Annotated in this window: 27 protein-coding genes and 1 tRNA gene; 19 read left to right on the top strand and 9 right to left on the bottom strand. The window is 73.5% G+C overall.

Annotated elements, in window-relative coordinates:
* Positions 1-80 precede the first annotated feature (80 nt).
* The 4 genes from tmk to AC07FV_RS19645 all read left to right on the top strand — a co-directional run bounded on the left by tmk (position 81) and on the right by AC07FV_RS19645 (position 6,709).
* Positions 81-3,389, top strand: coding sequence for a dTMP kinase (tmk, locus tag AC07FV_RS19660; protein ID WP_479088683.1), 3,309 nt, complete (start codon positions 81-83; stop codon positions 3,387-3,389).
* A 209-nt stretch (positions 3,390-3,598) separates the two neighbouring features.
* Complete coding sequence (locus AC07FV_RS19655; protein ID WP_479088682.1) at positions 3,599-4,804, top strand: DNA polymerase III subunit delta'; 1,206 nt, start codon at positions 3,599-3,601, stop codon at positions 4,802-4,804.
* A 106-nt stretch (positions 4,805-4,910) separates the two neighbouring features.
* Complete coding sequence (locus tag AC07FV_RS19650) at positions 4,911-6,530, top strand: alpha/beta hydrolase (RefSeq protein ID WP_479088681.1); 1,620 nt, start codon at positions 4,911-4,913, stop codon at positions 6,528-6,530.
* 105 nt (positions 6,531-6,635) lie between these two features.
* Positions 6,636-6,709, top strand: a tRNA-Thr gene (locus tag AC07FV_RS19645).
* Positions 6,710-6,725: 16 nt separating this feature from the next.
* Here the strand turns inward: AC07FV_RS19645 and AC07FV_RS19640 are convergent.
* Positions 6,726-7,376, bottom strand: coding sequence for a hypothetical protein (locus AC07FV_RS19640; RefSeq protein ID WP_479088680.1), 651 nt, complete (start codon positions 7,374-7,376; stop codon positions 6,726-6,728).
* Between the two features lie 194 nt (positions 7,377-7,570).
* Here AC07FV_RS19640 and AC07FV_RS19635 point away from each other — a divergent pair, with 194 nt between their 5' ends.
* Entirely contained in the window at positions 7,571-8,476 is a 906-nt protein-coding gene (locus AC07FV_RS19635) for a glycosyltransferase family 2 protein (protein ID WP_479088679.1), read from the top strand.
* 57 nt (positions 8,477-8,533) lie between these two features.
* On the opposite strand, the gene AC07FV_RS19630 is transcribed toward AC07FV_RS19635, so the two are convergent.
* Complete coding sequence (locus AC07FV_RS19630) at positions 8,534-10,225, bottom strand: bifunctional 3'-5' exonuclease/DNA polymerase (protein ID WP_479088678.1); 1,692 nt, start codon at positions 10,223-10,225, stop codon at positions 8,534-8,536.
* 447 nt (positions 10,226-10,672) lie between these two features.
* Entirely contained in the window at positions 10,673-11,425 is a 753-nt protein-coding gene (locus AC07FV_RS19625) for a Clp protease N-terminal domain-containing protein (RefSeq protein ID WP_479088677.1), read from the bottom strand.
* 97 nt (positions 11,426-11,522) lie between these two features.
* On the opposite strand from AC07FV_RS19625, the gene AC07FV_RS19620 reads away from it, so the two are divergent.
* On the top strand, positions 11,523-12,662 hold the full coding sequence (locus tag AC07FV_RS19620) for a DUF2786 domain-containing protein (protein ID WP_479088676.1): 1,140 nt from the start codon (positions 11,523-11,525) through the stop codon (positions 12,660-12,662).
* 65 nt (positions 12,663-12,727) lie between these two features.
* Here the strand turns inward: AC07FV_RS19620 and AC07FV_RS19615 are convergent, their stop codons facing one another.
* From AC07FV_RS19615 to rpmB, 4 genes are all read right to left on the bottom strand, one after another.
* Positions 12,728-13,315, bottom strand: a complete 588-nt coding sequence (locus AC07FV_RS19615; RefSeq protein ID WP_479088675.1) for a DUF4232 domain-containing protein — start codon at positions 13,313-13,315, stop codon at positions 12,728-12,730.
* A 35-nt stretch (positions 13,316-13,350) separates the two neighbouring features.
* Entirely contained in the window at positions 13,351-13,923 is a 573-nt protein-coding gene (locus tag AC07FV_RS19610; protein WP_479088674.1) for a hypothetical protein, read from the bottom strand.
* Between the two features lie 152 nt (positions 13,924-14,075).
* The gene (gene rpsN / locus AC07FV_RS19605; RefSeq protein ID WP_479088673.1) at positions 14,076-14,381 is read right to left on the bottom strand and encodes a 30S ribosomal protein S14; all 306 of its coding nucleotides are present in this window, start codon (positions 14,379-14,381) and stop codon (positions 14,076-14,078) included.
* Positions 14,381-14,617, bottom strand: coding sequence for a 50S ribosomal protein L28 (gene rpmB, locus AC07FV_RS19600; RefSeq protein ID WP_356602159.1), 237 nt, complete (start codon positions 14,615-14,617; stop codon positions 14,381-14,383). The genes rpsN and rpmB overlap by 1 nt, the downstream gene beginning before the upstream one ends.
* Positions 14,618-14,689: 72 nt before the next feature.
* Here rpmB and rpmG point away from each other — a divergent pair, with 72 nt between their 5' ends.
* The 5 genes from rpmG to AC07FV_RS19575 all read left to right on the top strand — a co-directional run bounded on the left by rpmG (position 14,690) and on the right by AC07FV_RS19575 (position 17,166).
* Entirely contained in the window at positions 14,690-14,854 is a 165-nt protein-coding gene (rpmG, locus tag AC07FV_RS19595) for a 50S ribosomal protein L33 (protein WP_479088672.1), read from the top strand.
* Positions 14,855-14,860: 6 nt separating this feature from the next.
* The gene (locus AC07FV_RS19590; protein WP_479088671.1) at positions 14,861-15,115 is read left to right on the top strand and encodes a type B 50S ribosomal protein L31; all 255 of its coding nucleotides are present in this window, start codon (positions 14,861-14,863) and stop codon (positions 15,113-15,115) included.
* Complete coding sequence (locus tag AC07FV_RS19585) at positions 15,112-16,353, top strand: CobW family GTP-binding protein (RefSeq protein ID WP_479088670.1); 1,242 nt, start codon at positions 15,112-15,114, stop codon at positions 16,351-16,353. Before AC07FV_RS19590 ends, AC07FV_RS19585 begins: the two co-directional genes overlap by 4 nt.
* A 4-nt stretch (positions 16,354-16,357) precedes the next feature.
* On the top strand, positions 16,358-16,591 hold the full coding sequence (rpsR, locus tag AC07FV_RS19580; RefSeq protein ID WP_479088669.1) for a 30S ribosomal protein S18: 234 nt from the start codon (positions 16,358-16,360) through the stop codon (positions 16,589-16,591).
* A gap of 305 nt (positions 16,592-16,896) precedes the next feature.
* Complete coding sequence (locus AC07FV_RS19575; RefSeq protein ID WP_356602151.1) at positions 16,897-17,166, top strand: DUF397 domain-containing protein; 270 nt, start codon at positions 16,897-16,899, stop codon at positions 17,164-17,166.
* Between the two features lie 114 nt (positions 17,167-17,280).
* Here the strand turns inward: AC07FV_RS19575 and AC07FV_RS19570 are convergent, their stop codons facing one another.
* A complete protein-coding gene (locus tag AC07FV_RS19570; protein WP_384690177.1) occupies positions 17,281-17,802 on the bottom strand; it encodes an ATP-binding protein in 522 nt (173 codons plus the stop codon).
* Positions 17,803-17,905: 103 nt separating this feature from the next.
* On the opposite strand from AC07FV_RS19570, the gene AC07FV_RS19565 reads away from it, so the two are divergent.
* The 7 genes from AC07FV_RS19565 to AC07FV_RS19535 all read left to right on the top strand — a co-directional run bounded on the left by AC07FV_RS19565 (position 17,906) and on the right by AC07FV_RS19535 (position 23,667).
* Positions 17,906-18,049: a hypothetical protein gene (locus AC07FV_RS19565; RefSeq protein ID WP_479088668.1), complete on the top strand. Its 144-nt coding sequence runs from the start codon at positions 17,906-17,908 to the stop codon at positions 18,047-18,049.
* Between the two features lie 109 nt (positions 18,050-18,158).
* The gene (locus AC07FV_RS19560; RefSeq protein ID WP_479088939.1) at positions 18,159-18,983 is read left to right on the top strand and encodes a helix-turn-helix domain-containing protein; all 825 of its coding nucleotides are present in this window, start codon (positions 18,159-18,161) and stop codon (positions 18,981-18,983) included.
* Positions 18,984-19,089: 106 nt separating this feature from the next.
* Positions 19,090-20,550 (top strand): aldehyde dehydrogenase family protein, encoded by a 1,461-nt coding sequence (locus tag AC07FV_RS19555; RefSeq protein WP_479088667.1) that lies wholly within the window; start codon positions 19,090-19,092, stop codon positions 20,548-20,550.
* A gap of 105 nt (positions 20,551-20,655) precedes the next feature.
* The gene (locus tag AC07FV_RS19550; protein ID WP_479088666.1) at positions 20,656-21,201 is read left to right on the top strand and encodes a DinB family protein; all 546 of its coding nucleotides are present in this window, start codon (positions 20,656-20,658) and stop codon (positions 21,199-21,201) included.
* A 10-nt stretch (positions 21,202-21,211) separates the two neighbouring features.
* Positions 21,212-21,853 carry a PadR family transcriptional regulator gene (locus tag AC07FV_RS19545; RefSeq protein ID WP_479088665.1) on the top strand — a complete coding sequence of 214 codons (642 nt, stop codon included), beginning with the start codon at positions 21,212-21,214 and terminating at the stop codon, positions 21,851-21,853.
* A 78-nt stretch (positions 21,854-21,931) separates the two neighbouring features.
* Entirely contained in the window at positions 21,932-22,873 is a 942-nt protein-coding gene (locus AC07FV_RS19540) for an ATP-binding cassette domain-containing protein (RefSeq protein ID WP_479088664.1), read from the top strand.
* A 65-nt stretch (positions 22,874-22,938) separates the two neighbouring features.
* On the top strand, positions 22,939-23,667 hold the full coding sequence (locus AC07FV_RS19535) for an ABC transporter permease (protein ID WP_479088938.1): 729 nt from the start codon (positions 22,939-22,941) through the stop codon (positions 23,665-23,667).
* 6 nt (positions 23,668-23,673) lie between these two features.
* On the opposite strand, the gene gad is transcribed toward AC07FV_RS19535, so the two are convergent.
* Positions 23,674-25,101: a glutamate decarboxylase gene (gad, locus tag AC07FV_RS19530; protein WP_479088663.1), complete on the bottom strand. Its 1,428-nt coding sequence runs from the start codon at positions 25,099-25,101 to the stop codon at positions 23,674-23,676.
* A gap of 99 nt (positions 25,102-25,200) precedes the next feature.
* Between gad and AC07FV_RS19525 the strand changes: the two genes are divergently transcribed.
* A complete protein-coding gene (locus AC07FV_RS19525; protein ID WP_479088662.1) occupies positions 25,201-25,962 on the top strand; it encodes a MerR family transcriptional regulator in 762 nt (253 codons plus the stop codon).
* Positions 25,963-26,082: the final 120 nt, after the last annotated feature.

Raw genomic sequence — 26,082 nt, 5'->3', positions numbered from 1 at the left:
CGGCATCATTTCGGTGTCGGGGCGTGCGTACGTTCGGCCGGGTACGCCGGAGTGTCGGCGGCGACCGATAGGCTGAACGCATGACGCGAGCCGAGCAGCCAACGGCCCCTCACCCCGCCCCGGACGACGCCCTGGTCGCGGACTCCCGCGAGCGCGCCGTCCGCGCCCTGCTGCGGCGACCGCAGCTGAGGCGGTTGTGGAGCGCACAGCTCGTGGGGGGTGTCGGCGATCTTCTCGCCCTGCTGGTGCTGGTCCTCCTCGCCGTCCAGGCCGCGATCGGCGCGGGCTCCTTCGGCGGGGGCTACCGGGGCGTGGCGTTCGCAGTGGCGACCGTTTTCGGGGTCCGCATCCTGGCGACGCTGCTCTTCGGCGCGGTCCTGCTCGGGCCGCTCACCTCGCTCACCTCACCGGACGGTCCGCTGGACCGGCGCTGGACCATGGTCGGCGCGGACGGGCTGCGGGCCGCCCTGCTGATCGTCGCGCCGCTGTGGATCGACTGGACGCCGGACGACGCGCTGGCCGTCCTCCTGGTGACCGTCTTCGTCACCGGCGTCGCCGAGCGCTTCTGGACGGTCTGCCGGGAGAGCGCGGCCCCCGCGCTGCTGCCCGCGCCGCCCCCGGAGGGCGCGACGGTACGACCGCTGCCCGACCACATGGACGCACTGCGCCGCCTCTCGCTGCGCACCGGCTTCGTGGCGATCCCGCTGGCCGCTGCCGCGCTCGTCGTCGCGGGGCTGCTGAACAACCTGCTGGGCGCCGGCATCGACTGGTTCGCCGAGCACCAGGCGGCGCTCGGTTCCTACGTCGCGGCGGGGCTGTTCGCCGCGTCCCTGTCCGTGGTGACCTTCCTGGAGCTGCCCGGAACGCGCACCCCGCGCGCGCGGTCGCCGCTGGAGGGCCTGCGCCGCCCCAAGAGCGGCACCGGCGTCGACAAGGGCCGCACCGGGGTCCTCCCGCTGCTGGTCTTCGCCTGCGCGTCGGTCGCCGCCGTGGTGGCCGCCACCGTCGCCGTCGCGGTGCTGCACGCCAAGGACCTCGGCGGCGGCCCCGTGCTGTACGGGCTGACGGTGGGCGCGCTGACCGGCGGCGTCGTCGTCGGCATCCGCACGGCGCCCGCCCTGCTCCCCTCCCTGTCGCGCCGACGCCTGCTGGCCCTGGCGATCGCCTTCGACGGCGTCACCCTGCTGGCCGCGGGACTCGTCCCGGACGCCACCACCGTGCTCCTGCTCCTCGCCCTGGCCGGCATCGCCGCGGGCGTGGCCGCCAACACCGGGCACGCGCTGCTCGACCAGGAGACCGAGGACCACCGCCGGGCGCGCACGACCGAGCACCTGCACGCGGTCGTCCGGGTCTACGTGGCGCTCGGCGCGGTCGTCGCGCCCGTGGTGGCCGCGGCGATCGGCCCGCACCGCCTGGAGAACGGCAAGTTCGTCTTCGCGCACGGCGGCGCCGCGTTCACGCTGATGCTGGCCGGCGCGCTGCTGCTGCCGGTGGCCGCGCTGGTGCTCGCCAAGGTCGACGACCGTTCCGGGGTGCCGCTGCGGCAGGACCTGCGGGACGCGCTGCTCGGCGGTGACGACCCGGTGCCCACGCCCGCGACGGGCGGCTTCTTCATCGCCCTGGAGGGCGGCGACGGCGCCGGGAAGTCCACCCAGGCCGAGGCGCTCGCCGAGTGGATCAGGAACAAGGGGCACGAGGTCGTGCTGACGCGCGAGCCGGGGGCGACCCCGGTGGGCAAGCGCCTGCGGTCCATCCTGCTCGACGTGTCGAGCGCGGGCCTGTCGCACCGCGCGGAGGCGCTGCTGTACGCCGCCGACCGCGCGGAGCACGTGGACACCGTGGTGCGGCCCGCCCTGGAGCGGGGCGCCGTGGTCATCTCCGACCGGTACATCGACTCCTCGGTGGCCTACCAGGGCGCCGGCCGCGACCTGTCGCCGACCGAGATCGCCCGCATCAACCGCTGGGCGACCAACGGGCTCGTACCGCACCTGACCGTCCTGCTGGACGTCTCGCCGGAGGCCGCACGCGAGCGGTTCACCGAGGCGCCGGACCGGCTGGAGTCGGAGCCCGCCGAGTTCCACGCGCGCGTACGCTCCGGTTTCCTGACCCTGGCCGCGGCCGACCCCGGCCGCTACCTCGTCGTCGACGCCGCCCAGGAGCCCGAGGCGGTCAGCACCGTCGTACGCCACCGGCTCGACCAGGTGCTGCCGCTGTCCGAGGCCGAGATCCAGGCCCGGGAAGAGGCGCGTCGCAAGGCCGAGGAGGAAGCGCGTCGCAAGGCCGAGGAGGAGGCCGCGCGCAAGGCCGAGGAGGAGCGCCTGGAGCGGGAACGCCTCGAGCAGCTGGAGCGGCTGCGCGCCGAGGAGGAGGAGCGCAAGCGCCGCGAGCTGGAGGAGGCGCAGCGCCGCGAGGCCGAGCGGCAGGCGGAGGAGGCCAGGCAGCGTGCCGAGGAGGCGCGCCGCAAGGCCGAGGAGGAGCGGGCACGGCTCCTCGCCGAGGAGAAGGCACGGGCCGAGGAGGAGGCGCGCCGCCGGGCCGAGGAGGAGCGGCGGCGCAAGCAGGCCGAGGAGGAGGAGCGGCTGCGGGCCGAGGCCGAGGCCCGGCGCCTGGAGAAGCAGCGCAAGGCCGAGGAGGCCCTGATGCGGGCCGAGGAGGCGCGCAGGGCGGCGGAGCAGGCGGCGGCCGCGGCCGCGGCGGGCCCGAAGCCGACGGCTCCTCCCGCGGCCGACGGGCCCCGTCCGGCGCCGGCCGGTCCGGTCGCCCCGGACGCGGCGACCGTGGCGACGCCGGTCGTCACCCCGACGAACGCCTCCGGCGGGCCGGTCGAGGACACGGCGGTGCTGCGGCCGGTGCGGGACCCGCGGGACGACGCCCGCGAGGACGGCGAGGGGGACGCCGAGGCGTCCGGTGTCTCGGAGTCCGAGGTGACGACGGAGCTGCCCATGCCGCCGGTACCGCCCGTGACGCCGGGTGCGGCGGACGAGACGGCGGTGCTGCCCGCGGTGAAGCCGGGTGCGGCCGACGAGACGGCGGTGCTGCCGCCCGTGACGCCGGGTGCGGCGGACGAGACGGCGGTGCTGCCACCGGTGGGCGGGGACCCTGCCGACCGGGTTCCGCAGGGCTACTTCCGGGAGGAGGACCCGGCCGCCCGTGCCGACCGGCCCGAGGAGGCGCCGGACCGCACCCGCGAGCTGCCCCGGATCGACCCCGACCAGGCGCCGCCCCGCAGGCGACGCTCCGACTGGGCGGAGGAGACCCCGCTGGACGACCTGCCGACCCTGGCGGACGAGCTGCTCGGACCGCACGACGGCGACCGCGACGGAGACGGCCGCTCCGACGGCCGTGACGGCGGCGAGGGCCGCCGGGGCAAGGGGCGGGGCCGGCGCTGACCCGCCGGAGCGTCTGCCCCCGGAGCCTCGGGGCACGACCGGAGGCGGGCGGTGGGACGACGACGCCCGTGACGGGCGGGGGTACTGCGCCGGCGCCGGGCTTCTCGCCGCGTTGTCAGTGCCGCCCCGCACAATGGGAGGCGCGACGCGGGGTGCGGAGCGCGTCGCGGAGCGGTGCGGCGGAGTGCGACGGAAGGACGGCGTGACCCATGACCGTGTGGGATGACCTCGTCGGGCAGGAGAGGGTGAGCGAGCAGCTCGCCGCGGCTGCCCGGGACGCCGACGCCTTCGTCACCGCCGCCGCGGCCGACGGCCCCCTCCCCGAGGCGTCGAGCATGACGCACGCCTGGCTGTTCACCGGCCCGCCCGGCGCCGGAGTGACACAGACGGCGCGGGCCTTCGCCGCCGCGCTGCAGTGCGTGAGCCCGGACCGGGCCCTGGGCGGCACCCCCGGGTGCGGGTTCTGCGACGGATGCCACACGGCGCTCATCGGCACCCACGCGGACGTCAGCACGGTGACCGCCGTCGGCGCGGAGATCCGCGTCGGCGACATGCGGGACACGGTCCGCAAGTCCTTCACCTCGCCGGCCACCGGCCGCTGGCAGATCATCCTCGTCGAGGACGCCGAGCGGTTGAACGAGAAGTCCGCCAACGCCGTCCTCAAGGCGGTCGAGGAACCCGCTCCCCGGACGGTCTGGATGCTGTGCGCCCCCTCCGTCGAGGACGTCCTGCCCACCATCCGCTCCCGCTGCCGCCACCTGAACCTGCGCACGCCCTCGGTGGAGGCCGTCGCCGACATGCTCGTACGCCGCGAGGGCATCGAGCCGGCCGTCGCGGCCGCGGCGGCCCGCGCCACGCAGGGCCACGTCGACCGGGCCCGTCGCCTGGCCACCGACCCGGCGGCCCGCGAGCGCCGCGCCGCCGTACTGAAGCTGCCGCTGCGGGTCGGGGACGTCGGCGGCGCGCTCCGGGCGGCCCAGGAGCTGGTCGACGCGGCGGCGGCGGACGCCAAGCAGCTCGCCGAGGAGACGGACGCCAAGGAGACCGAGGAACTGAAGGCGGCGCTGGGCGCGGCCCAGGGCGGTCGGCTGCCGCGCGGCACGGCGGGTGTCATCAAGGACCTGGAGGACAACCAGAAGCGGCGCAGAACGCGCACGCAGCGCAACACCCTGGACCTCGCCCTCTCCGACCTCACCGCCTTCTACCGCGATGTGCTCGCCCTCCAGCTGGGCTCGCGCGTGGCGATCGCCAGCGCCGACGCCGAGGACGCCCTGGAGCGCCTCGCCGGCGAGAGCTCCCCCGAGTCCACGCTCCGCCGTATCGAGGCGATCGCCGCCTGCGGTGACGCCCTCGACCGCAATGTGCCGCCGCTGCTCGCGGTGGAGGCGATGACGATGGCGCTGAGAGCGGGCTGACCCACCGCGAGGCCGGCCGCCGCGCCGACGGTTGACGGGGTAACTCGTACGAGGCATGCCGGGCACGCACAGCATCGCTGTCGTCGCGGAGAGTTACGCTCGCTGAATGCACACAAGGCGCACTCACCGCAGGACCCGCAACGGCAGGACCCGCACCGGAGCCACGTTCCTGGCCGCGGCGCTGCTCGCCACCGCCTGCTCGGCCGGGGGCGCGTCGACCTCCGCCGGCTCGTCGGCGGCGGAGGCCGCCGGATCGACGGAGCCGGCGAAGGCGGTGCTGGCCGCGTTGCCCCGGGCCACGCCCTCCGCGCTGGCGCCGTACTACGGGCAGAAGCTGAGCTGGCGCGACTGCGGTGTCCCGGGTTTCCAGTGCGCCACCATGAAGGCCCCGCTCGACTACGCGAAACCGACCCAGGGGGACGTCCGGCTCGCGGTGTCCCGCAAGAAGGCCACCGGTCCGGGTGAACGCCTCGGTTCCTTGCTGGTGAACCCGGGCGGGCCGGGCGGTTCGGCGATCGGCTACCTCCAGCAGTACGCCGGCATCGGCTACCCGGCCGAGGTCCGCGCCCGGTACGACATGGTGGCGGTGGACCCGCGGGGCGTGGCCCGCAGTGAGCCCGTCGAGTGCCTCGACGGCCGCGAGATGGACGCGTACACGCAGACGGACGTCACGCCCGACGACCAGGCGGAGACGGACGGGCTGGTCGACGCCTACAAGAAGTTCGCCGAGGGCTGCGGAGCGGACGCGCCGAAACTGCTGCGCCACGTCTCGACGGTCGAGGCGGCCCGGGACATGGACGTCCTGCGGGCGGTGCTGGGCGACGAGAAGCTGACCTACGTCGGCGCCTCGTACGGCACGTTCCTCGGGGCGACCTACGCCGGGCTGTTCCCCGACCGGGCGGGCCGCCTCGTCCTGGACGGCGCGATGGACCCGTCGCTGCCCGCGCGCCGCCTGAACCTGGAGCAGACCGCGGGCTTCGAGACGGCCTTCCAGTCCTTCGCGAAGGACTGCGTGACGCAGCCGGACTGCCCGCTGGGCGGCAAGGGGACCTCTCCCGCCCAGGTCGGCAGGAACCTGAAGGCCTTCTTCGACGACCTGGACGCCGAGCCGGCCCCCGCAGGCGACGCCGACGGCCGCAGGCTCACCGAGTCCCTGGCCACCACGGGCGTGATCGCGGCGATGTACGACGAGGGCGCCTGGCAGCAGCTGCGCGAGTCGCTGACCTCGGCGATGAAGGAGAAGGACGGCGCCGGCCTCCTGGTCCTCGCCGACAGCTACTACGAACGCGAAGCCGACGGCAGCTACAGCAACCTGATGTTCGCCAACGCCAGCGTGAACTGCCTGGACCTCCCCGCGGCCTTCTCCTCCCCGGACGAGGTGCGCGCGGCGCTGCCCGACTTCGAGAAGGCGTCCCCGGTCTTCGGCGAGGGCCTCGCCTGGTCCTCGCTGAACTGCGCGTACTGGCCGGTGCAGCCCACCGGCGAACCGCACCGCATCGAGGCCGCCGGCGCCACCCCGATCGTCGTGGTCGGCACCACCCGCGACCCTGCCACCCCCTACCGCTGGGCCGAGGCCCTGGCCGACCAGCTCTCCTCCGGCCGCCTCCTCACCTACGAGGGAGACGGCCACACCGCCTACGGCCGAGGCAGCACCTGCATCGACTCCGCGATCAACACCTACCTCCTGCGCGGCACCCCGCCCGAGGACGGCCGACGCTGCTCCTGACCCCGCCCGCTCCGGAGCCCCGGCGCCTCCGGGGCGGGTACGAAGCACCCCGGGAAACTGTGTAGACTTACCGACGTTGCTGATCGCACCATGGGTGCTCAGCGCGCCGCCTTAGCTCAGATGGCCAGAGCAACGCACTCGTAATGCGTAGGTCTCGGGTTCGAATCCCGAAGGCGGCTCCGATGGGACCCCGGGTCAGTTCTCCGCTGACTCGGGGTTTTCTGATGTTCGGGGTCCTCGGGGGCGTGGGAGCTTCGGTCGGTGCGTGGGTGTGTCCGGGGTGAGGCCGAGTGACCGTTCCGCGGCGTCGAGTCGGCGCTCCTGCCTGTGGAGCGTGAGCGGGCCCAGGAGGACGAGCAGGAGCCAGAGCAGTGCCAGGGCTCCGGAGCCGTACGAGCCGGACGCGAGCTGGACGACGGCCAGCAGCGAGAACACGACGAGCAGGCACCCTCGCAAGCGGCGGTAGCCCTTCCGCTGCTGGAAGGCCAGCGCCCGGCGCTGCCGTCCGAGGGCCTCCAGGACGGCCGGCCGTACCGCGGGGTCGGTGGGCGGTGTCCCACGCCGTACGTCCCGGGCGAGGCGGACGAGCTGACCGAAGCGCAGGCCGAAGCGTCGCGCCCGGTGGCTCTCCCGTCGCCACACCACGGTGAGTGTGACCGCTGCGACGGCGAGCGCGATCGCCGCGACGGCGGCCGCGGACCGCAGTCCGCGCTCGCCGCCTTCGGTCAGCGCACCGACGGCGAACCCCGCGCCGGCCGTCAGCACGAGCACTCCGGTCACCTGTGCGGCCATCCAGCGGCGGTGGCTGCTGCGCGGCCGCGGCCTCGTCTCGTCTGCGTGCGTCATTCGAACTCCCCCTCGGTCCGTCCCGACGGAGTGTTCCTTCTACCCCGGAAGGGCCGGCATCCATGGAGACCACCGCCGTCGTGGACACGGCCGGTGCGGCGAACCGGCGGGGCGCCGGCTCGCGTACGCCGTGGATCCGGGCCGTGAACGGCTAGCATCGCGGACAGGTTTGCCGGCCGGGACGAGGTGAGGGCATGGGCGAGGACGCGGGAGCACCGAGGGTCGCCGTTGCCGTGGTGACCATGGGGAATCGGCCCGCCGAGGTCGACGCGCTGCTGGAGTCCGTCGCCAAGCAGGACGCCCCGCCCGCACGGATCGTGATCGTCGGCAACGGCTGCCCGCTGCCCGAGTTCGCCGTGCGGCTGTCGCTGCCCGGTGAGGTCACGTCGATCGAGGTGGACGAGAACCTCGGCTGCCCCGGCGGGCGGAACGTGGCGCTGGCACGGCTGCGGGAGTTCGGTGACATCGACGTGGTCGTGGAGCTGGACGACGACGGTCTGCTCGTCGACGCCGATGTGCTGCGCCGGGTGGGGGAGTTGTTCGCCGCCGACGCCCGGCTCGGCATCGTCGGCTTCCGGATCGCCGACGAGAACGGGGAGACCCAGCAGCGGCACGTCCCCCGGGTCGGCGCCTCCGACCCCATGCGGGGCGGGTACGTCACCGGGTTCCTCGGCGGCGGGCACGCGCTGCGGACGGCGATACTCGACGAGGTCGGGGACTGGCCCGCCGAGTTCTTCTTCGCGCACGAGGAGACCGACCTGGCCTGGCGGGCGGCCGACGCGGGCTGGCGGATCCTGTACGCCCCCGAACTGCTGCTCCAGCACCCGAAGACCTCGCCCGCGCGGCACGCCATCTACTTCCGGGTCAACGCCCGCAACCGGGTGTGGCTGGCCCGGCGTCGGCTGCCGCTGCCGCTGATCCCGGTCCATCTCGGCGTGTGGATGCTGCTGACGCTGGCGCGGAACCGGTCGCTCGGCGGGCTGCGGGCCTGGTTCGGCGGGTTCGCGGAGGGTCTGCGCAGACCGGCGGGGGAGCGGCGGCCGATGAGCTGGCGCACCGTGGTGCGGCTCACCCGGCTGGGGCGGCCGCCCGTCCTCTGAGCGGCTCGCAAGGACGCGCGCCGGTGGTCCCGCCCACTCCTTCCGCGGCGGCCCCGCTCACTTCGCGTCCGCGTAGCACTCCACCACGGCCGTGGTGAACGGGAACCGTACCGGCGTCGGACCGAACGTCAGGCGGCCCGCCAGCTCCGCCGCGTCGCGGATCGCCGCGACGATGTCGTCGGCCTCCTCCCGCGGACAGTGCACGATCACCTCGTCGTGCTGGAAGAACACCAGCTCAGCCGCCTTGTCGGCGCAGGCCTGCCGCAGCGCGGCGAGCAGGAGGAGGGCCCAGTCGGCGGCGCTGCCCTGCACGACGAAGTTGCGGGCGAAGCGGCCCCGCGCGCGGGCGTCGGTCGAGGCGTAACCGGGCGCCCACTCCCGCGTGGGGGCCGGGGCACCGGAGGGGTCGTCCTGCGGCATGCCCCCCTCCTCGGTGCCGTCGGCCGCTCCGGCCGCCGGGGGGCAGGTGCGCCCCAGCCAGGTCCGTACGAGCCGTCCCTCCTCGCCCGCGCGGGCCGCGTCGTCGACGTAGGCCACCGCCCGGGGGAAGCGGCGTCTGAGCGCGGCGAGGTTCTTCAGGCCGTCGCCGGAGGTCTGGCCGTAGACCGCGCCGAGCACGGCGAGCTTGGCCTGGGCGCGGTCGCCGGAGAAGGCGCGGTCGGACACCGACTGGTAGAGGTCGGACTCACGGCCGGCCACCTCCATCAGGCCGGGGTCCCGGGAGATCGCCGCCAGGACGCGCGGTTCCATCTGGTCGGCGTCGGCGACGACCAGCCGCCAGCCCGGGTCGGCCACGACGGCCCGCCGGATGACCTTGGGGATCTGAAGACCGCCGCCGCCGTTGGTCACCCAGCGTCCGGTGACGGTGCCGCCGGCCAGGAACTCGGGGCGGAACCGTCCGTCGCGCACCCAGTCCTGCAGCCAGGACCAGCCGTGGGCGACCCAGATGCGGTAGAGCTTCTTGTACTCGACCAGTGGCTTCACGGCCGGATGGTCGACCGACTCGATCTCCCACCGGCGGGTGGAACCGACCTTGATCCCGGCCTGCGCGAAGGCCTTGACGACGTCCGCGGGCAGGTCCGGCCGGACCCGGCGGCCGAACGCCGCGGACACCTCGTCGGCCAGCTCGGCCAGGCGGCGCGGCTCGCCCCCGCCCGCGTACCGCTCGCCGAGGAGGTCGTGCAGGACCTCGCGGTGCACGTCGGCCCGCCAGGGCAGCCCCGCGCGGTTCATCTCGGCGGCCACCAGCATCCCCGCGGACTCGGCCGCGGTCAGCAGCCGGAGGCGGTCGGGGTGGGCGGACCGGTCGTGGCGGTGCTGCTGCTCGGCGTAGACCGCCAGCAGGTCGTCGAGGGGGAGGTGGGTGCCCCGCGGTTCGAAGAGCGGGGACTGGGCGCCCGGCTCGGCGGACCGCTGCGGCGGATCGGGCGGTACCGGGCCGCCGCGCAACCGGGCCAGGGCCGCCGCGGCCGAACGCGGCTCCCCGTACCGCCCCTCGTGGCCGAGGAGGAGGTTCTCGGCGGCTTCCACGTCGTAGCACCGCTCGGCCCGTGCTCCCGCGGCGAGCAGGTGCGGGTAGACCTCGGCGGTGGCACGCCAGACCCAGCGAGTCACGTCCGGCCGGGCTCGGACGGCCTGCGCCGGGCCGGGCTCGCGCCGCACCGGTCCGGCGGGCAGCCCGTCGGGGCCGAGGGGGGCGACGTCCACGCCACCGTCCTCGGCCACGGCGAGTGCCCACCGGTCGGCCATGTCGCGAGTGTCGCAGGAGGGACTGACATCGGCCCGGGGTGCGGCGGGCGGTGCGCAGGGCCGGGTGCCGGTGCCGGTGCCGGTGCCGGTGCCGGTGTCGGTGTCGGTACCCGTGTCGGTGTCGTGGCCCGGGTGAGGGGTCGGCTCGGGTGCCTGCGCGGCGGCACGCACGATGGGCCATGCCGGACCGCCGATGGCGTGCCCTGCGCGATGGGACCGGCCTGGACCGGACCGGCCTGGACCGGCCTGGACCGGACCGGCACCGATGCCGTAGCCGGGGCGGAGGGACCGGCGTCGGCCCCGCCGTGTCTTGCGCGGAGACGTCGACGGCGGCCCCGGGCACGGTGTCCACGCGGAGCGCTCGACGCCACCCCGGACGCAGCGCCAGCGCCGGAGGGCCGACGGCCAAAGGTGCCGGGGACGAGGTGGGTCGGGCCGCGAGGTGGGTCAGGCCCGGTCCCCGTCGGGCTCCTGCTCCTCGTCCGAGGCCAGGAACTGCGCCAGCACCTCGGTGATGTACCGCTCCGCGGCCTCCTTGCCGAGGCCGAGGCCGCTGAGCACCCCCTCGCCGTGCTCGTGCTCCAGCAGGGCCAGCAGGATGTGCTCGGTGCCGACGTAGTTGTGGCCGAGGCGCAGGGCCTCGCGGAAGGTGAGTTCGAGGACCTTCTTCGCCGCGGAGCCGTAGGGCACCAGCCCCGGGGCCTCGGCGGAGGCGGGCGGGAGCGCCGCGGACGCCGCCTCGCGGACCGCGTCGAGGGTCACGCCCTGCGCGGCGATCGCCTTGGCGGAGAGGCTCTCCCGCTCGGTGATCAGGCCGAGGACGAGGTGCTCGGGCAGGCCCTCGGTGGCGCCGGCCGCCTTGGCCGCGGTGTGGGCGGCCATGACCGCGTTGCGGGCGCGGGGGGTGTAGCGCTCGAAGCCCTGGCTCGGGTCCAGGTCGGCGGACTCCTTCGGCACGAAGCGCTTCTGCGCCGCCTGCCGGGACACGCCCATGCTCTTGCCGATCTCCGTCCAGGACGCGCCCGAACGCCGGGCCTGGTCCACGAAGTGGCCGATGAGGTGATCGGCCACCTCACCGAGGTGGTCTCCGGCGATGACGGCGTCCTGGAGCTGTTCCAGGGGCTCCGCGTGCGCCTTCTTGATCGCGGTGATGAGTTCGTCGAGACGTACGGATGACGTGATGCTCGGGTTCGTCGCCATGTGTCAACCGTAGGTTGCGCACCTGGGAGTGTCAACCGAAGGTTGACAGTAGTTCCCGGGTGCCCTCCCGCGTGTCCTCCCGTGGCACCATCGCCGGGTGAGTACGCCCAGCACCGTCGACCGTGCCTTCGAGACCGCCCTGTACGACGACACGGCCGACACTCTCGACACCGCCGCCTCGCTGCTCGCGGCCGACCCGGGAGCCGACGCGGAACTGGGCCGCCGCGGCGAGGAGTTCGTGGCCACGGCCTGGCGGCGCGGCTGGCAGCCCGCCGACCTCGTGCGCATCGTGCGGCGCGAGCGGGAGGACGTCCACGTACGCCTGGTCGCCGCGCTGATCCGCGCCCAGGCGCCGCACGACCGCGCCCGCGGCCCCCGCTGGGCGGCGCAGCTCGCCGGCCTGCCTGAGCAGGTGCCGGCCCGCACCGACCGCTTCGCGCACGCCACCGCCGTACTGGAGCTGTACCGCCTGCTGCTGCGCCTGCCCGCGTTGGAGCCGCTGGAGGCCGGGCTGCCGGGGGAGGCGCGCCGCCGGGAGCACCGGCCGGAGTCCCGTGCCCTCGCCCGCATCCGCGCGCTGCTCGCCAAGGCGGAGGCGACCGGGTACCCGGAGGAGGCGGAGGCGCTCAGCGCCAAGGCGCAGGAGCTGATGGCCCGGCACAGCGTCGACGAGGCCCTGCTGGCGGCCCACGCGCCGGCACCGGACGCGCCGGGCGCCTGCCGGATCGGGGTGGAGCCTCCGTACGAGCAGGCCAAGGCGGTGCTGCTGGACGCGGTGGCCGACGCCAACCACTGCCGGGCGGTGTGGAACGAACCCCTGGGCTTTTCCACCGTCGTCGGCTTCGAGGCCGACCTGGAGGTGGCCGAACTCCTCTACACCTCGCTGCTCGTGCAGGCCGAGGGCGCGATGGCGAAGGCGGAGGCAGCCCAGCGTGCGGGCGGACGCAAGCGGACCAAGACCTTCCGGCAGTCGTTCCTCGCCGCGTACGCCCACCGCGCGGGCATCCGGCTGCGGGCCGCGGCGGAGGCGGCCACCGCGGGGGCCGGTACGGCGACGGACGTGGACCTCCTGCCGGTCCTCGCCTCCCGTGAGGTCGCGGTCACCGACCGTCTGGAGCGCCTGTTCCCGCAGACGACCACGACCCGTCTGCGCGGCGCCGCCGACGCGGCGGGCTGGACGGAGGGCACCCGCGCGGCCGACCACGCCCGGGTCGACCGCCGACGTCCGCTGTCCTGACGCCGCCGGGCCCGGGCGGGTTCGGGCCGTGGCGCCGGCGCCGGGCGGGCGGGGCGCGGCCCCGCTCAGTCGCCGGCGCGCTGGAACGCCCCCACCGTGGCGTCCGGCCGACCCTCGCCGCTCGTCGCGACGGTGCCGTACGACCAGGGGAAGCGGTGGGTGGAGGCGTCGTCCGGCAGGGCGAGCTCCGCCGCGCGCACGGTGAGGCCGTCGGTGCCGTCGGTCCCTCCCCGTACGTAGGAGACCGTGAAGGACGCCGTGCCCTGCTCGTCGAGGGTCAGCCGCTGCGGGGTGGCCGCCTCGTCCCGCGGGACCGGCACCGGGGTGTCGCCCGCGTCCAGGCGCACGGTGGGGAAGCCGTGCAGCACGCAGGCCGGGCCGCGGTTGGTGAGGGTCACCGCGACGGTGCCCGTGTCCCCCGCCGCGGGCGCGGGGCTCGGTTCAATCCCCACACCCACCTCGGCGATGCGGCAGGCGGCGCCGGCGCGGTCGTCCGTACCGCTGCCGTTTCCGCTGCCGCCGGCGTCACCGCCGCTCCCGCCGTCGTCGCAGGCGGTCAGGAGGAGCGCCGCGGCGAGGGCGGCGACGGCGGCGGTGGTGGACCTGGTGGGCTTGGCGGGGCCGGTGGACCCGACGGGCCGGGTGGTGCGCACGGGTGGTGTTCCTTCGCTGGAGGGGGATGAGCGGTTCAGGAGCCGAGACCGGCCGTCGGCAGGCCAGGAGGCACTGTTCCGCCCTCGGATCTGGTGTACGTCTCCGCGCCGACCTTGCCCTGCCAGACCACCTCGAGCGACTTCCCGTCGACGGACTCGACCGTGCCGGTCGCCCGGTCGTCGCCGCCGGGGGTGCACTCGAGGCGGATCGTCCGGGTCCCGGCGTCCTCACCGGTGGTGCCACTGCACACGGTCCCGCCGGTGGCGAAGAGGGCGGCCTTGTCACCGGTGACCATCAGCGCGACCGCCTGACCGTCGGCGGTGGCGAGCCAGCTGCCCTCCAGTTCACCGGCGGCGGACGACGACCCGCCGCCGGTGCCGCCGCCCGGGTCCGCGCTCGCGGAACCGCTGGGCGCGGAGGAGGACTTGTCGCCGCCCCCGCCGGCCCCTGAGCCTCCGGTCGAGCCGCCGCCGTCGCCGTCCTCGCCACCGCCGGTGCACGCCGTCAGCGCCAGCGTGCCCACCAGACCGAGGACCACGACCGCGGCCCGCACGGACCCCCGGCGCCGCGCCCGCGGCCCCCGCCCGTACCCCTCCGACGGACTCACGGCTCGACTCACGGCTCGACTCACGGCCGTGCCGGCCGTGTTCACCGTGCTCGCCGCGTCCCTCGCGTTCGCCGTGCTCTCCGCAGTAGCCAGTGTCACCGGAAGCTCCAAGCTGTAGCCGGACGGCCGGTTCGGCCCAAGACAGCCGCAAGCTACCAGGACGACTTGCGCACTCCCGGGAGATGTCCGGCGTGTGCCTGCTCGCGCAGGTTCACCCGGGACAGCCCGAAGACGCGGAAGTACCCGCGCGGGCGCCCGTCGACCTGGTCGCGGTTGCGCACGCGCGTGCGGCCGGCGTCGCGGGGCTGGCCGCGCAGTTCCCGCTGGGCGGCGAGGCGTTCGGCCTCCGTGGTGGACGGCCGGCGGACGATCTCCTTCAGCTCGGCCCGGCGCGCGGCGTACCGCTCGACGGTCTCCTGCCGCTGCCGGTTCTTCGCGATCTTGCTCTTCTTCGCCATCAGACCCTGACCCCCCGCGCGCGGATGCGCGCCACGGCCGCCTCGACGCCGATCGCGTCGACGGTCCTGATCGCCTTCGTGCTCAGCCGCAGCCGCACGTGCCGGCTCTCGCTCTCCAGCCAGTAGCGCTTGGTCTGGATGTTGGGGTCGAAACGGCGGGAGGTCCGCCGGTGGGAGTGGGAGATGCGGTTGCCGAAACCCGGCCGGGTGCCGGTCAGCATGCAGTGGGCGGACACGGTGACGTACCTCTCCTTCGGACCGGGACGGTCCTAGATGCTAATGGAAGTCATTTTCAGTAAGGTACCAGCATGGCTCGCAACGAACTCCGCCCGGTCATCAGACTCCGGTCCACCGCCGGGACCGGTTTCACCTACGTCACCCGCAAGAACCGCCGCAACGTCCCGGACCGGCTGACCCTGCGCAAGTACGACCCGGTCGCCGGTCGCCACGTCGACTTCCGAGAGGAGCGCTGATCCGCCGTGCGCAAGGGAATCCACCCCGAGTACCGCCCGGTCGTCTTCCGTGACCGCGCCGCCGGCCACGCCTTCCTCACCCGGTCCACCATGACGAGTGAGCGCACCGTCGCGTGGGAGGACGGCCGCACCTACCCTGTGGTCGACGTCGAGATCTCCGACGTCAGCCATCCCTTCTACACCGGCACCGCCCGCGTCCTGGACACCGCCGGCCGCGTGGAGCGCTTCGAGCGGCGGTACGGGAAGCGGGGCGGGGCATGAGCCCGTCGGTGCGGCTGCCGGTGGTCGTCGTCGGCGGCCTGCACGCCGACGCCCGCCGGGCGGCCGTGGCCCGGCTGCTGGCCGACGTGCCCGGCAGCGTCGCCCTCCACCACGACCTGGCGACGGCCGCCGCGGGAACGGTCGTACGGACCGTGCGGGACGCCACCGGCGTCCTCTCCGCCGGCGAGGCGCCCCTCGTCAACGACTGCGCCTGCTGCGCCCTGCGCGAGGACCTCGTCCCCGAGCTGGCGCGACTCGCGGACGCCGGGGGCACCCCGCTGGCGGTCGTCGAGCTGTGGGACTCCGTCGAGCCCAAGGCGATGGCGGAGGTGGTGACGGCCGGCGGCTTCACCGTCACCGGCGTGATCACCGCCGTCGACCCGGCCCTGGTGCTGCCCTGCCTGGCCAACGGTGACGACCTCGCCGAGTGCGGCCTCGCCGCCGCCGCCACCGACCGGCGCACCGTCGCGGACACCTTCGCGCGGCAGCTGGAGTACGCGCCCGTGCTGGCCCTCGCCGACTCCCCGGAGACCGACGACGAGGACCGTGAGCTGCTGGCCCAGCTGCACCCGACGGCCCACCGCGTGCCCATCGGCCCCGGCGACCCGGCGTGCACGCCCCCTGCCTCCCCGGCGCCATCCGCGCACCCGGCGCCCCCCGCCTCCCCGGCGCAGCCCCCGCACCCGGTACCCCCCGCCTCCTCCCCGCTGGCCCGCGCGGCGCTGGCGGGCTTCGACGTGGAGGCCGCGGCGGCCGCCCAGCACCCGGCCTGTGCCCTGCTGCCCGCCGAGGCCGACGCGCACGGTGTCACCACCCTCGTGTGGCACCGGCGCCGCCCCTTCCACCCGGAACGGCTGTACGCGGCGCTGGAGGACCTGACCTGCGCCGCCGCCCGCAGCCGGGGCCGGTTCTGGCTCGCCGACAAGACGGACACGCTGCTGCACTGGGACGCCGCCGGCGGTGCCCTGTGCGTGGAGGGCGCGGGACCCTGGCTCGCGTCGCTCCCGGACGCCGCCTGGGACCTGGTCCCGCCCGTGCGCCGCGCGGCCGCCGCGATCGACTGGCACCCCGAGCACGGGGACCGCTGCCAGCACCTGGTCTTCACGTCCCCCGGCCTCGACCGCGACGGACTGGAACGGCTCCTGGAGAGCTGTCTGCTGACCGACGCCGAGTACGCGGCCGGCCAGGCCGCCTGGCGGCACCTGCCGTCCGCCTTCGACACCCTCCTGGAGGTCTGACCCCGTGCCCCGCAAGAGCGACCGGAAGCCCGCCGCGCAGCGGCCCAACCCGCTGGACCAGGCGGGAGTGACGTACATCGACTACAAGGACACCGAGCTGCTGCGGAAGTTCGTCTCCGACCGAGGCAAGATCCGCAGTCGGCGCGTCACCCGCGTGACGGCCCAGCAGCAGCGGCAGCTGGCCAGGGCGGTCAAGAACGCGCGCGAGATGGCCCTGCTGCCGTACGCCGCGCGCTGACCCCGTTCCGCACGCCGTTCACCCACCTGTCCCGGGGGGCCGCTCCGCCGAGCGGCCCTCCGCTGTTGTTGCATGTCGGTGCATTTTCTTCGAATCCGTGGGCATACGCGGGAACGTCTTTGCCGGGGCAGGCGTCCAAGAGGGCAAGGGCTTTCGGTAAAGCACCCGTCAAAGCTGTAACCGCAGGAACACCGCGCGTGCACGTGCATTTGCTCATGCATCTGCACGTGAACGGGGTTATGATCCGGATCAGTTACCACTGCATCTATGGCCACATCAGCCAGTGCACCACCGGGGAGCGACCTGTGGACCACGACGTGTACGACGTTGACGACGCGTCCGGCGTGTACAACGGCATGGCCGCCACGCAGCTGCACGACGTGGCCTGGCAGAAGAGTCGCCACAGCAACTCGCAGGGCTCCTGCGTGGAGTTCGCGCGGCTGCCCGACGGCGGCGTGGCCATGCGCAACAGCCGCTTCCCCGACGGGCCCGCGCTGGTCTACACGCGCGCCGAGATCGAGGCCATGCTGCTGGGCGTCAAGGACGGCGAGTTCGACCACCTCGTCGTGAGCTGACCCGCGCGGTACCGGCGGCGCGGGCATGGGGGCGCACCCCCGACGCGCGCGGAGAGCGCCCTCGCGACACCGACGCGCGTAGACCCGCGGCACACCAGGGCCTCACGGCAGGCGTCACCCGTAGCACCGGTCCGCGTGGTCGCCCGGGCGCTGGAGCCGGAACAGGGCCCACACCACCTTGCCGTTGAGCGTCCCGGCGAGCGGGTGCCAGCCCCAGCTGTCGCTGAAGGAGTCGACGAGGAACAGGCCGCGGCCCGACTCCGCCGAGAAGTCGTCCGTCGCACGGGCCACCGGGCTGTCGTGACTGGGGTCGCGCACCGCGCACACGAGCCGGTCGGACCAGCGCATCAGGTGCAGCCGGACGGGCCCGTTCTGCTCCCCGTGCCGCGGGGTGTCGGCCGGCAGCGCGTGCCGCAGGGCGTTGGTGACGAGTTCGGAGACCACCAGGCAGACGTCGTCGAAGCGGTCGCCCGTGTCCCAGCCGTCGAGCGTCCTGCGGGTGAATCCCCGTGCCTCGCGCACCGCGTCGTAGCGGGGCGGAAGGGAGCAGGAGGCGGCGTTGGAGACGGCTGCGGGGTCGAGTGGCGGAAGGCCCTGCCGTAACGGCTCGAGCATGGTCGATCCATTCGTCCCCATGCGAGGCACTCCCGGGAGTTCGCGGTCATAGCGATGCGGCGCGGTGGTGCGGGACCATGGTTTCGGATGCGTACCGCAGATGCAAGGGCAGATGCACGTGCACGTGACCGAAATGGACCTGCCCGTACCGCTTGTTGGTCAAATTTTCCGTCATCTTCGCCTCTCCTTCACCGCGTTCGGTGGCTGCTTTCTGGCCAGTCGCTGCATGATCCTGATCTTTTCCTTCGGCTCGATTCCGTTTCCGTAACCGGACGAGTACTGCTCGAAGTGTTTTAGTGGCAGACTTCGGCCCCTGAAGACGGTTGGGGAGGCTGGCGAACGTGAGCGCGGGAGAGCCCGGATCGGTGGTGCGGCGCATGCTGCTCGGATCACAACTCAGGCGACTGCGTGAGACGCGGGGGATCACGCGAGAGGCGGCGGGCTACTCGATCCGCGCCTCGGAGTCGAAGATCAGCCGGATGGAGTTGGGCCGGGTGAGCTTCAAGACGAGAGACGTCGAGGACCTGCTGACGCTGTACGGCATCACGGACGAGCACGAGCGCGCCTCCCTGCTCTCCCTGGCCAAGGAGGCCAACGTCGCGGGCTGGTGGCACAGTTACTCCGACGTGCTGCCCAGCTGGTTCCCCACCTACGTCGGCCTGGAGGGCGCCGCCTCGCTGATCCGCGTCTACGAGGTGCAGTTCGTGCACGGTCTGCTGCAGACCGAGGAGTACGCCCGCGCGGTCGTCCGGCGCGGGATGAAGGGCGCGAGCGAGGCGGACGTCGAGCGGCGCGTCGCGCTGCGCCTGGAGCGGCAGAAGCACCTCGTCGCCGAGAGTGCGCCCGAGTTCCACATCGTCCTCGACGAGGCCGCGCTGCGCCGTCCGTACGGGGACCGCGGGGTGATGCGCGGGCAGCTCCAGCACCTGATCGAGTTGTCGGAACGCCCGAACGTGCGGCTTCAGGTCATGCCGTTCGGCTTCGGCGGCCACTCCGGTGAAAGTGGCGCGTTCACGATCCTCAGCTTCCCCGAGTCCGACCTCTCGGACGTCGTCTACCTGGAGCAGCTCACCAGCGCGCTGTACCTCGACAAGCGCGAGGACGTCACCCAGTACGAGACGGCGCTGAAGGAGCTCCAGCAGGACAGCCCGGGGCCCGACGAGAGCCGGGACCTTCTGCGGGGCCTCCTTCAGCTCATCTGAACAACTCCCCTGAAACACAAGTACGATGACGCCCAATCAGGGGCGGCCGGCCCGCGGTGGTCGCGAGGCCGCGGAGGCTGCGGCAGCTAGGGGATTGAGGGAACACATGTCGTCGTACTTCACCGACCTCGCCCAGCAGTACATCGACGGCGAGTGGCGCCCGGGCACCGGCTCCTGGGACATCATCGACTTCAACCCGTACGACAGCGAGAAGCTCGCCTCGATCACGATAGCCACGGTCGACGAGGTCGACGCGGCGTACCGGGCGGCCGAGCGGGCGCAGAAGCAGTGGGCCGCGACGAACCCGTACGCGCGCCGCGCGGTGTTCGAGAAGGCGCTGCGGTTCGTCGAGGACCACGAGGCGGAGATCAGCGAGGCGATCATCGCCGAGCTGGGCGGCACGCGTCTGAAGGCCGCCTTCGAGCTGCACCTCGCCAAGGAGTTCCTGCGCGAGGCGGTCCACCTGGCGCTGCGCCCCGAGGGCCGGATCATCCCCTCGCCGGTCGACGGCAAGGAGAACCGCGTCTACCGGGTGCCGGTGGGCGTCGTGGGCGTCATCAGCCCCTTCAACTTCCCCTTCCTCCTCTCCCTCAAGTCGGTCGCCCCGGCCCTCGCCCTCGGCAACGGCGTCGTCCTCAAGCCGCACCAGAACACGCCGATCGTCGGCGGCACGCTGGTCGCCAAGCTCTTCGAGGAGGCCGGTCTGCCGGGCGGGCTCCTCAACGTCGTGGTCACCGACATCGCGGAGATCGGCGACGCCTTCCTGGAGCACCCGGTCCCGAAGGTGATCTCCTTCACCGGCTCGGACAAGGTCGGCCGCCACGTCGCGACCGTCTGCGCCGCGCACTTCAAGCGCTCCATCCTGGAACTCGGCGGCAACAGCGCCCTCGTCGTCCTCGACGACGCCGACCTCGACTACGCCGTCGACGCCGCCGTCTTCAGCCGCTACGTGCACCAGGGCCAGGTCTGCATGGCCGCGAACCGCGTCCTGGTCGACCGGTCGGTGGCCGAGGAGTTCACCGAGAAGTTCGTCGCCAAGGTCAGGACCCTCAAGGCCGGTGACCCGCGCGACCCCTCGACCGTCATCGGCCCCGTGATCAACTCCTCGCAGGCGGACGCCCTCGCGGGCATCGTCGAGCAGGCACTCGCCGAGGGCGCCACCGCCCTGGTGCGCGGCACCACCACCGACAACCTCGTCACCCCGTCGGTCCTCACCGACCTGCCCGCCGACTCGGCGCTCCTGCGGCAGGAGGTCTTCGGCCCGGTCGCCTTCCTCGTCCCGTTCGACGGCGAGGAGGAGGCCGTCCGCCTCGTCAACGACACGCCGTACGGCCTGAGCGGCGCCGTGCACACCGGTGACATCGAGCGCGGCGTCGCCTTCGCCAGGCGGATCGACGCCGGCATGTTCCACGTGAACGACGGGACCGTGCACGACGAGCCGATCGTGCCCTTCGGCGGGGAGAAGCACTCCGGCCTCGGCCGTCTGAACGGCGACACCATGCTGGACGCCTTCACCACCCAGCAGTGGATCTCGGTGCAGCACGGGCGGAGCGGCTTCCCCTTCTAGTTCCCGCTCCCGTGTCGTGGCCCTTGCGGACAGAGGCTGACCGCAAGGGCCCGTAGCTTTCTCGGTGTCAGGGGAAAGTCCCCGTCCGACGAAAGGCGGCCGGTCATGGTCACTCACGTGCGACCCGAGGCGCAGGGCGACGAGCGCGGAGCGCTGCTGGCCTTCCTGGCGGAGCAGCGCGGCGGCATCCGCCGGTCGGTGCTGGGGCTGACCGACGAGCAGGCGTCGTCCCGGCCGAGCGCCAGTGAACTGACCCTGGCCGGGCTGATCAAGCACGTCGCCGAGGTCGAGCAGGGGTGGGTCGCCCGCGCCCGGCAGGTGCCGCCGGCCGTCGAGCGGGACGAGTCGAACTGGCACGAGTGCTTCGTCCTGGTGGGGGACGAGACGGTCGCCTCGCAGCTGGCGTACTGGGAGAAGGTCGCCGCCGAGACGGAGGCCTTCGTCCGGGGGGTGCCGAGCCTCGACGACACCTTCCCGCTGCCCAAGGCTCCCTGGTTCCCGCCGGACGAGCGCGTCTCCATGCGGTGGCTGTGCCTGACGCTGATCCGCGAGACGGCCCGGCACGCCGGCCACGCCGACATCGTCCGCGAGTCGCTGGACGGCGCCTCGGCCTGGGACCTGGTGGCGAGGGAGCAGGACGCGCCCGCCTAACCTGGACCGTATGTCAGTGATCCGTCTCCTGGTGCTGGGCGCGGTCCGCCAGCACGGGCGGGCCCACGGCTACCAGGTGCGCAACGACCTGGAGTTCTGGGGCGCGCACGAGTGGTCCAACGCCAAGCCCGGCTCGATCTACCACGCGCTGAAGCAGATGGCCAAGCAGGGCCTGCTGCACGCGCACGAGATCGCCCCGTCGACCGCCGGCGGGCCGCCCCGCACGGAGTACGAGATCACGGAGAAGGGCACCGAGGAGTTCTTCGGCCTCCTGCGCGCGTCCCTCACCGCCTACGACCAGAAGCCGGACGTGCTCGCCGCCGGAGTCGGCCTGATGGTCGACCTGGCGCGCGAGGAGGTACTGACGCTGCTGGAGGAACGGGTCCGGGCCATCCAGGAGTGGCGCAGGGCCGTCACCGAGTACTACACGCCCGAGGACGGCCCCGGGCAGCTCGGCCACATCGGCGAGATCATGAACCTGTGGGTGCACTCCGCCGACACCGGCGCCGAGTGGACCCGCGCGCTCATCGAGCGCATCCGGGGCGGTGCGTACACCTTCGCCGGTGAGGGCGAGCCGTTCGTCGGCGTCCTCGGCGAGGGTGAGGAGAACCCGTTCGCGACGCCGGAACCGCATCCGGGTGACCACGACTAATCAAGTTTGACTAAGTCGACAGGCGGGCATACGCTCCACGAGTCAGTAGTCAAGTTTGACTAAACGAGGAGTGTGCCAGTGGCCGACGCGGCGATCACCGTCGAAGGGGCACGCAAGAAGTACGGCGGCAAGAAGGCGCTGGACGGGCTCGACCTGACGGTCACCCGCGGCACGGTGCACGGGGTGCTGGGGCCCAACGGCGCCGGCAAGACGACGCTGGTCCGTATCCTCTCCACCCTGCTGCGCCCCGACGCAGGCCGGGTCGAGGTGGCCGGACACGACGTGGTCACCGACGCGTACGCCGTACGGCTGCGCATCGGCCTGCTCGGGCAGCACGCGGCGCTGGACGAGGAGCTGGGCGGCCGGCAGAACCTGGAGATGTTCGGCCGCCTCCACCACCTGGGCGCCCGGCGGGCACGCGCGCGTGCCGACGAACTGCTCGCCCGGTTCGACCTCACCGACACCGGACGCAAACCGGTCAGCGCCTTCAGCGGCGGCATGCGGCGCCGCCTGGACCTCGCCGCGTCCCTCATCACCGAGCCGGAGGTCCTCTTCCTGGACGAACCCACCACGGGCCTCGACCCGCGGGGCCGCGCCGAGGTGTGGGCCTCCGTCCGCTCCCTGGTCGGGGGCGGTACGACGGTCCTGCTCACCACCCAGTACCTGGAGGAGGCCGACCAGCTCGCCGACCGCATCTCGGTCGTCGACGCCGGCCGGGTCGTCGCCGACGGCACGGCGGACGAACTGAAGGCGGCCACCGGCGGCGACCGCGTCGACGTGGTCCTGCGCGACGCCGGACACCTGGGCGCGGCCGTCGCCCTGCTGCCGCTCACCGGCGTCCGCGTCGACACCGACCGCCGGCTGGTCAGCGCCCCGGTCACCGACCGCATGGCGGCGCTCTCCGGCGTCGTACGGGCGCTGGAGGAGGCCGGCATCGAGGCGGAGGACGTCGCCCTGCGCCGCCCCACCCTGGACGAGGTGTTCCTGCACCTCACCGACCGCACGAAGGAGACAGCGTGAGCACGGGCACCGTCACGACCACCGGCGCCGGCCCCCTGGCGTACGCCCTCACCGACTCGTGGACCATGACCCGGCGCGAGCTGGCCCGCTGGGGGCGGCAGCCGGTCGCCGTCGTCGTCAACCTGGTCTTCCCGGTCATGCTGCTGCTGATGTTCGGCTACCTCGTCGGCGGCGGCCGCGGGGTGAGCGGCGACTACGTCGACTACCTGGTCCCCGGGATGCTGGCGCTCACCATGGCCTTCGGCCTGGAGGGCACGATGATCGCCGTCACCCAGGACCTCAACAAGGGGGTCGTCGACCGCTTCCGCTCCCTCCCCATGACCAACGGCGCCGTCCTGGTGGGCCGGTCGGCCGCCGACATGCTCCAGTCGGCGCTCGGGCTCACCGTGCTCGTCGGGGTCGGGCACGCGCTCGGCTGGCGGACCCACGGCGGCCCCGGCGCCTTCCTGGGCGCCGTCGGCCTGCTGCTCCTCTTCCGGTTCGCGATGCTGTGGGCCGGCATCTTCCTGGCCCTGGTGGCCGGGAAGCCGGAGCTGGTGACGGCGGTGCAGATCCTGGTCTGGCCGGTCGGCTTCCTCTCCAACGCCTTCGCCACCCCTCAGGCCATGCCGGGCTGGCTGGGCACGGTCGTCCAGTGGAACCCGATGTCCCAGACCGCCACCGCCGTGCGCGACCTGTTCGGGGGCCCCGGCGGGGAGCCCGGCCACCTGTGGGCGGCCCTCGCGTGGCCGCTGGCCCTGCTCGCGGTCTTCTTCCCGCTGGCGGTGCGGAGGTTCGCGCGGCTCAGCCGCTAGGCGGGCTCAGTGGTGGAACCCGGTCGCCGCCCCCTTGTCCCGGGTCAGCGGATGCGGTTGCCGCCGCAGCTCCGGCAGCAGCCGCTCCAGGTCCTCCACCAGCAGGTCGGCCATGTCGGCCGAGAAGCCGTTGCGGCACACCACGCGCAGCACCGACAGGTCCTCGCGGTGCGGCGGGAAGGTGTACGCCGGCACCAGCCAGCCGCCCTCCCGCAGCCGCCGCGAGACGTCGAACACGTCGTACGCCGTCACGTCGTCGGCCGTCGTGAAGGCGAACACCGGCAACTCGTCGCCGCGCGTCAGCAGCCGGAAGTCGCCGAGCGCCGCCACGCGCTCGGCGAGCCCTCGCGCGATGTCCCGCGAGGCCTGCTGCACCGCCCGGTAGCCCTCCCGGCCCAGCCGCAGGAACGTGTAGTACTGCGCGACCACCTGCGCGCCGGGCCGGGAGAAGTTCAGCGCGAAGGTCGGCATGTCGCCGCCCAGGTAGTTGACCCGGAAGACCAGCTCCTCGGGCAGCGCGTCCGCGTCCCGCCACAGCGCCCAGCCGACACCGGGGTAGACCAGGCCGTACTTGTGCCCCGAGGTGTTGATCGAGGCGACCCGCGGCAGCCGGAAGTCCCACACCAGGTCCTCGTCCAGGAAGGGCGCGACCATCGCCCCGGACGCGCCGTCGACGTGCACCGGGACGTCGAGCCCGGTGCGCTCCTGGAGGGCGTCCAGGGCCGCGCAGAGGTCGGCGACCGGCTCGTAGGAGCCGTCGAAGGTGGAGCCGAGGATGCCGACGACCCCGATGGTGTTCTCGTCGCACAGTGCGGCGGCGGCCTCGGGGTCCAGGTGGAAGCGGTCGCCCTCCATGGGAACCTGCCGGGCCTCCACCTCCCAGAAGGTGCAGAACTTCTCCCAGCAGACCTGGACGTTCACGCCCATGACCAGGTTGGGCCGCACGTCCCTCGCCGGGTACCGGTCGGCGTTGCGCAGCGCCCACCGCCGCTTCAGGGCCATCCCGGCCAGCATGCACGCCTCGCTCGACCCGGTCGTGGAGCAGCCCACCACCGCCGCGGGGTCGGGCGCGTGCCACAGGTCGGCGAGCATCGCCACGCAGCGCCGCTCCAGCTCGGCGGTGCGCGGGTACTCGTCCTTGTCGATCATGTTCTTGTCCCGGCACTCGCCCATCAGCACCCCGGCCTGCGGCTCCATCCAGGTGGTGACGAAGGTGGCCAGGTTGAGACGTGCGTTGCCGTCCAGCATCAGCTCGTCGTGGACGAGCCGGTACGCCGTCTCCGGGGGCAGCGGGGAGTCGGGCAGCCGGCGGGACGGCGGGGCCTCGGTCATGCCGCCGAGCGGGTTCGTCGCCCCGTGGAACGGGTTGACGGCGAGCCGGCGCCGGTCACGGTCGCCGTCGTGGGACGCGGGGGGCGCCTGGTGCAATGGCATGCAGTCGACGGTAGGTCCGGGACCCGGCCCCCGCACGCGGGCTTGCACCTCACGTCACGTGAGGAGGCAGCGTGGAGGGCGTCAGAGAAAGGAGCGGAAGTGAGCTACTCCGTGGGACAGGTCGCCGGCTTCGCCGGAGTGACGGTGCGCACCCTGCACCACTACGACGACATCGGCCTGCTCGTACCCAGCGAGCGCAGCCACGCGGGCCACCGGCGCTACGGCGACGGCGACCTCGACCGGTTGCAGCAGATCCTGTTCTACCGGGAGCTGGGCTTCCCGCTCGACGAGGTCGCCGCCCTGCTGGACGACCCGGCCGCGGACCCGCGCGCGCACCTGCGCCGCCAGCACGAGCTGCTGTCCGACCGGATCGAGAAGCTGCGGAAGATGGCGGCGGCCGTGGAGCACGCCTTGGAGGCACGCAGCATGGGCATCAACCTCACGCCCGAGGAGAAGTTCGAGGTCTTCGGCGACTTCGACCCCGACGCGCACCAGGAGGAGGTGCGCGAGCGCTGGGGCGACACCGACGCCTACCGCCAGTCGCGGCAGAAGACCGCCTCATACACCAAGGAGGACTGGCAGCGCATCCAGGACGAGGCCGACGAACTCACCCGGCGCTTCGTCGCGCTGATGGACGCCGGTGAGCCCGCCGACTCAGAGGAGGCGATGGACACCGCCGAGGACCACCGGCTGGGCATCGCCCGCAACCACTACGACTGCGGGTACGAGATGCACACCTGCCTGGGCGACATGTACGTCTCGGACGAACGTTTCACGCGAAACATCGACACCGCCAGGCAGGGCCTGGCCGTTTACATGCGCGACGCGATCCTCGCCAACGCCGTCCGGCACACCTCCTGAGCCGTGGTCGTGGGGGGGGGGGGGGGTCCGCGCGGCCAGCACACCCACCCCACCACCCCTACCCACATCGCCCCCCCCCTCCCCCGCCGCTCCATTCCCACCGGAAACCATAAACACACT

The sequence above is a fragment of the Streptomyces sp. NPDC045956 genome (assembly GCF_056430705.1).
This window is presented reverse-complemented; position numbering and strand designations above follow the sequence as displayed.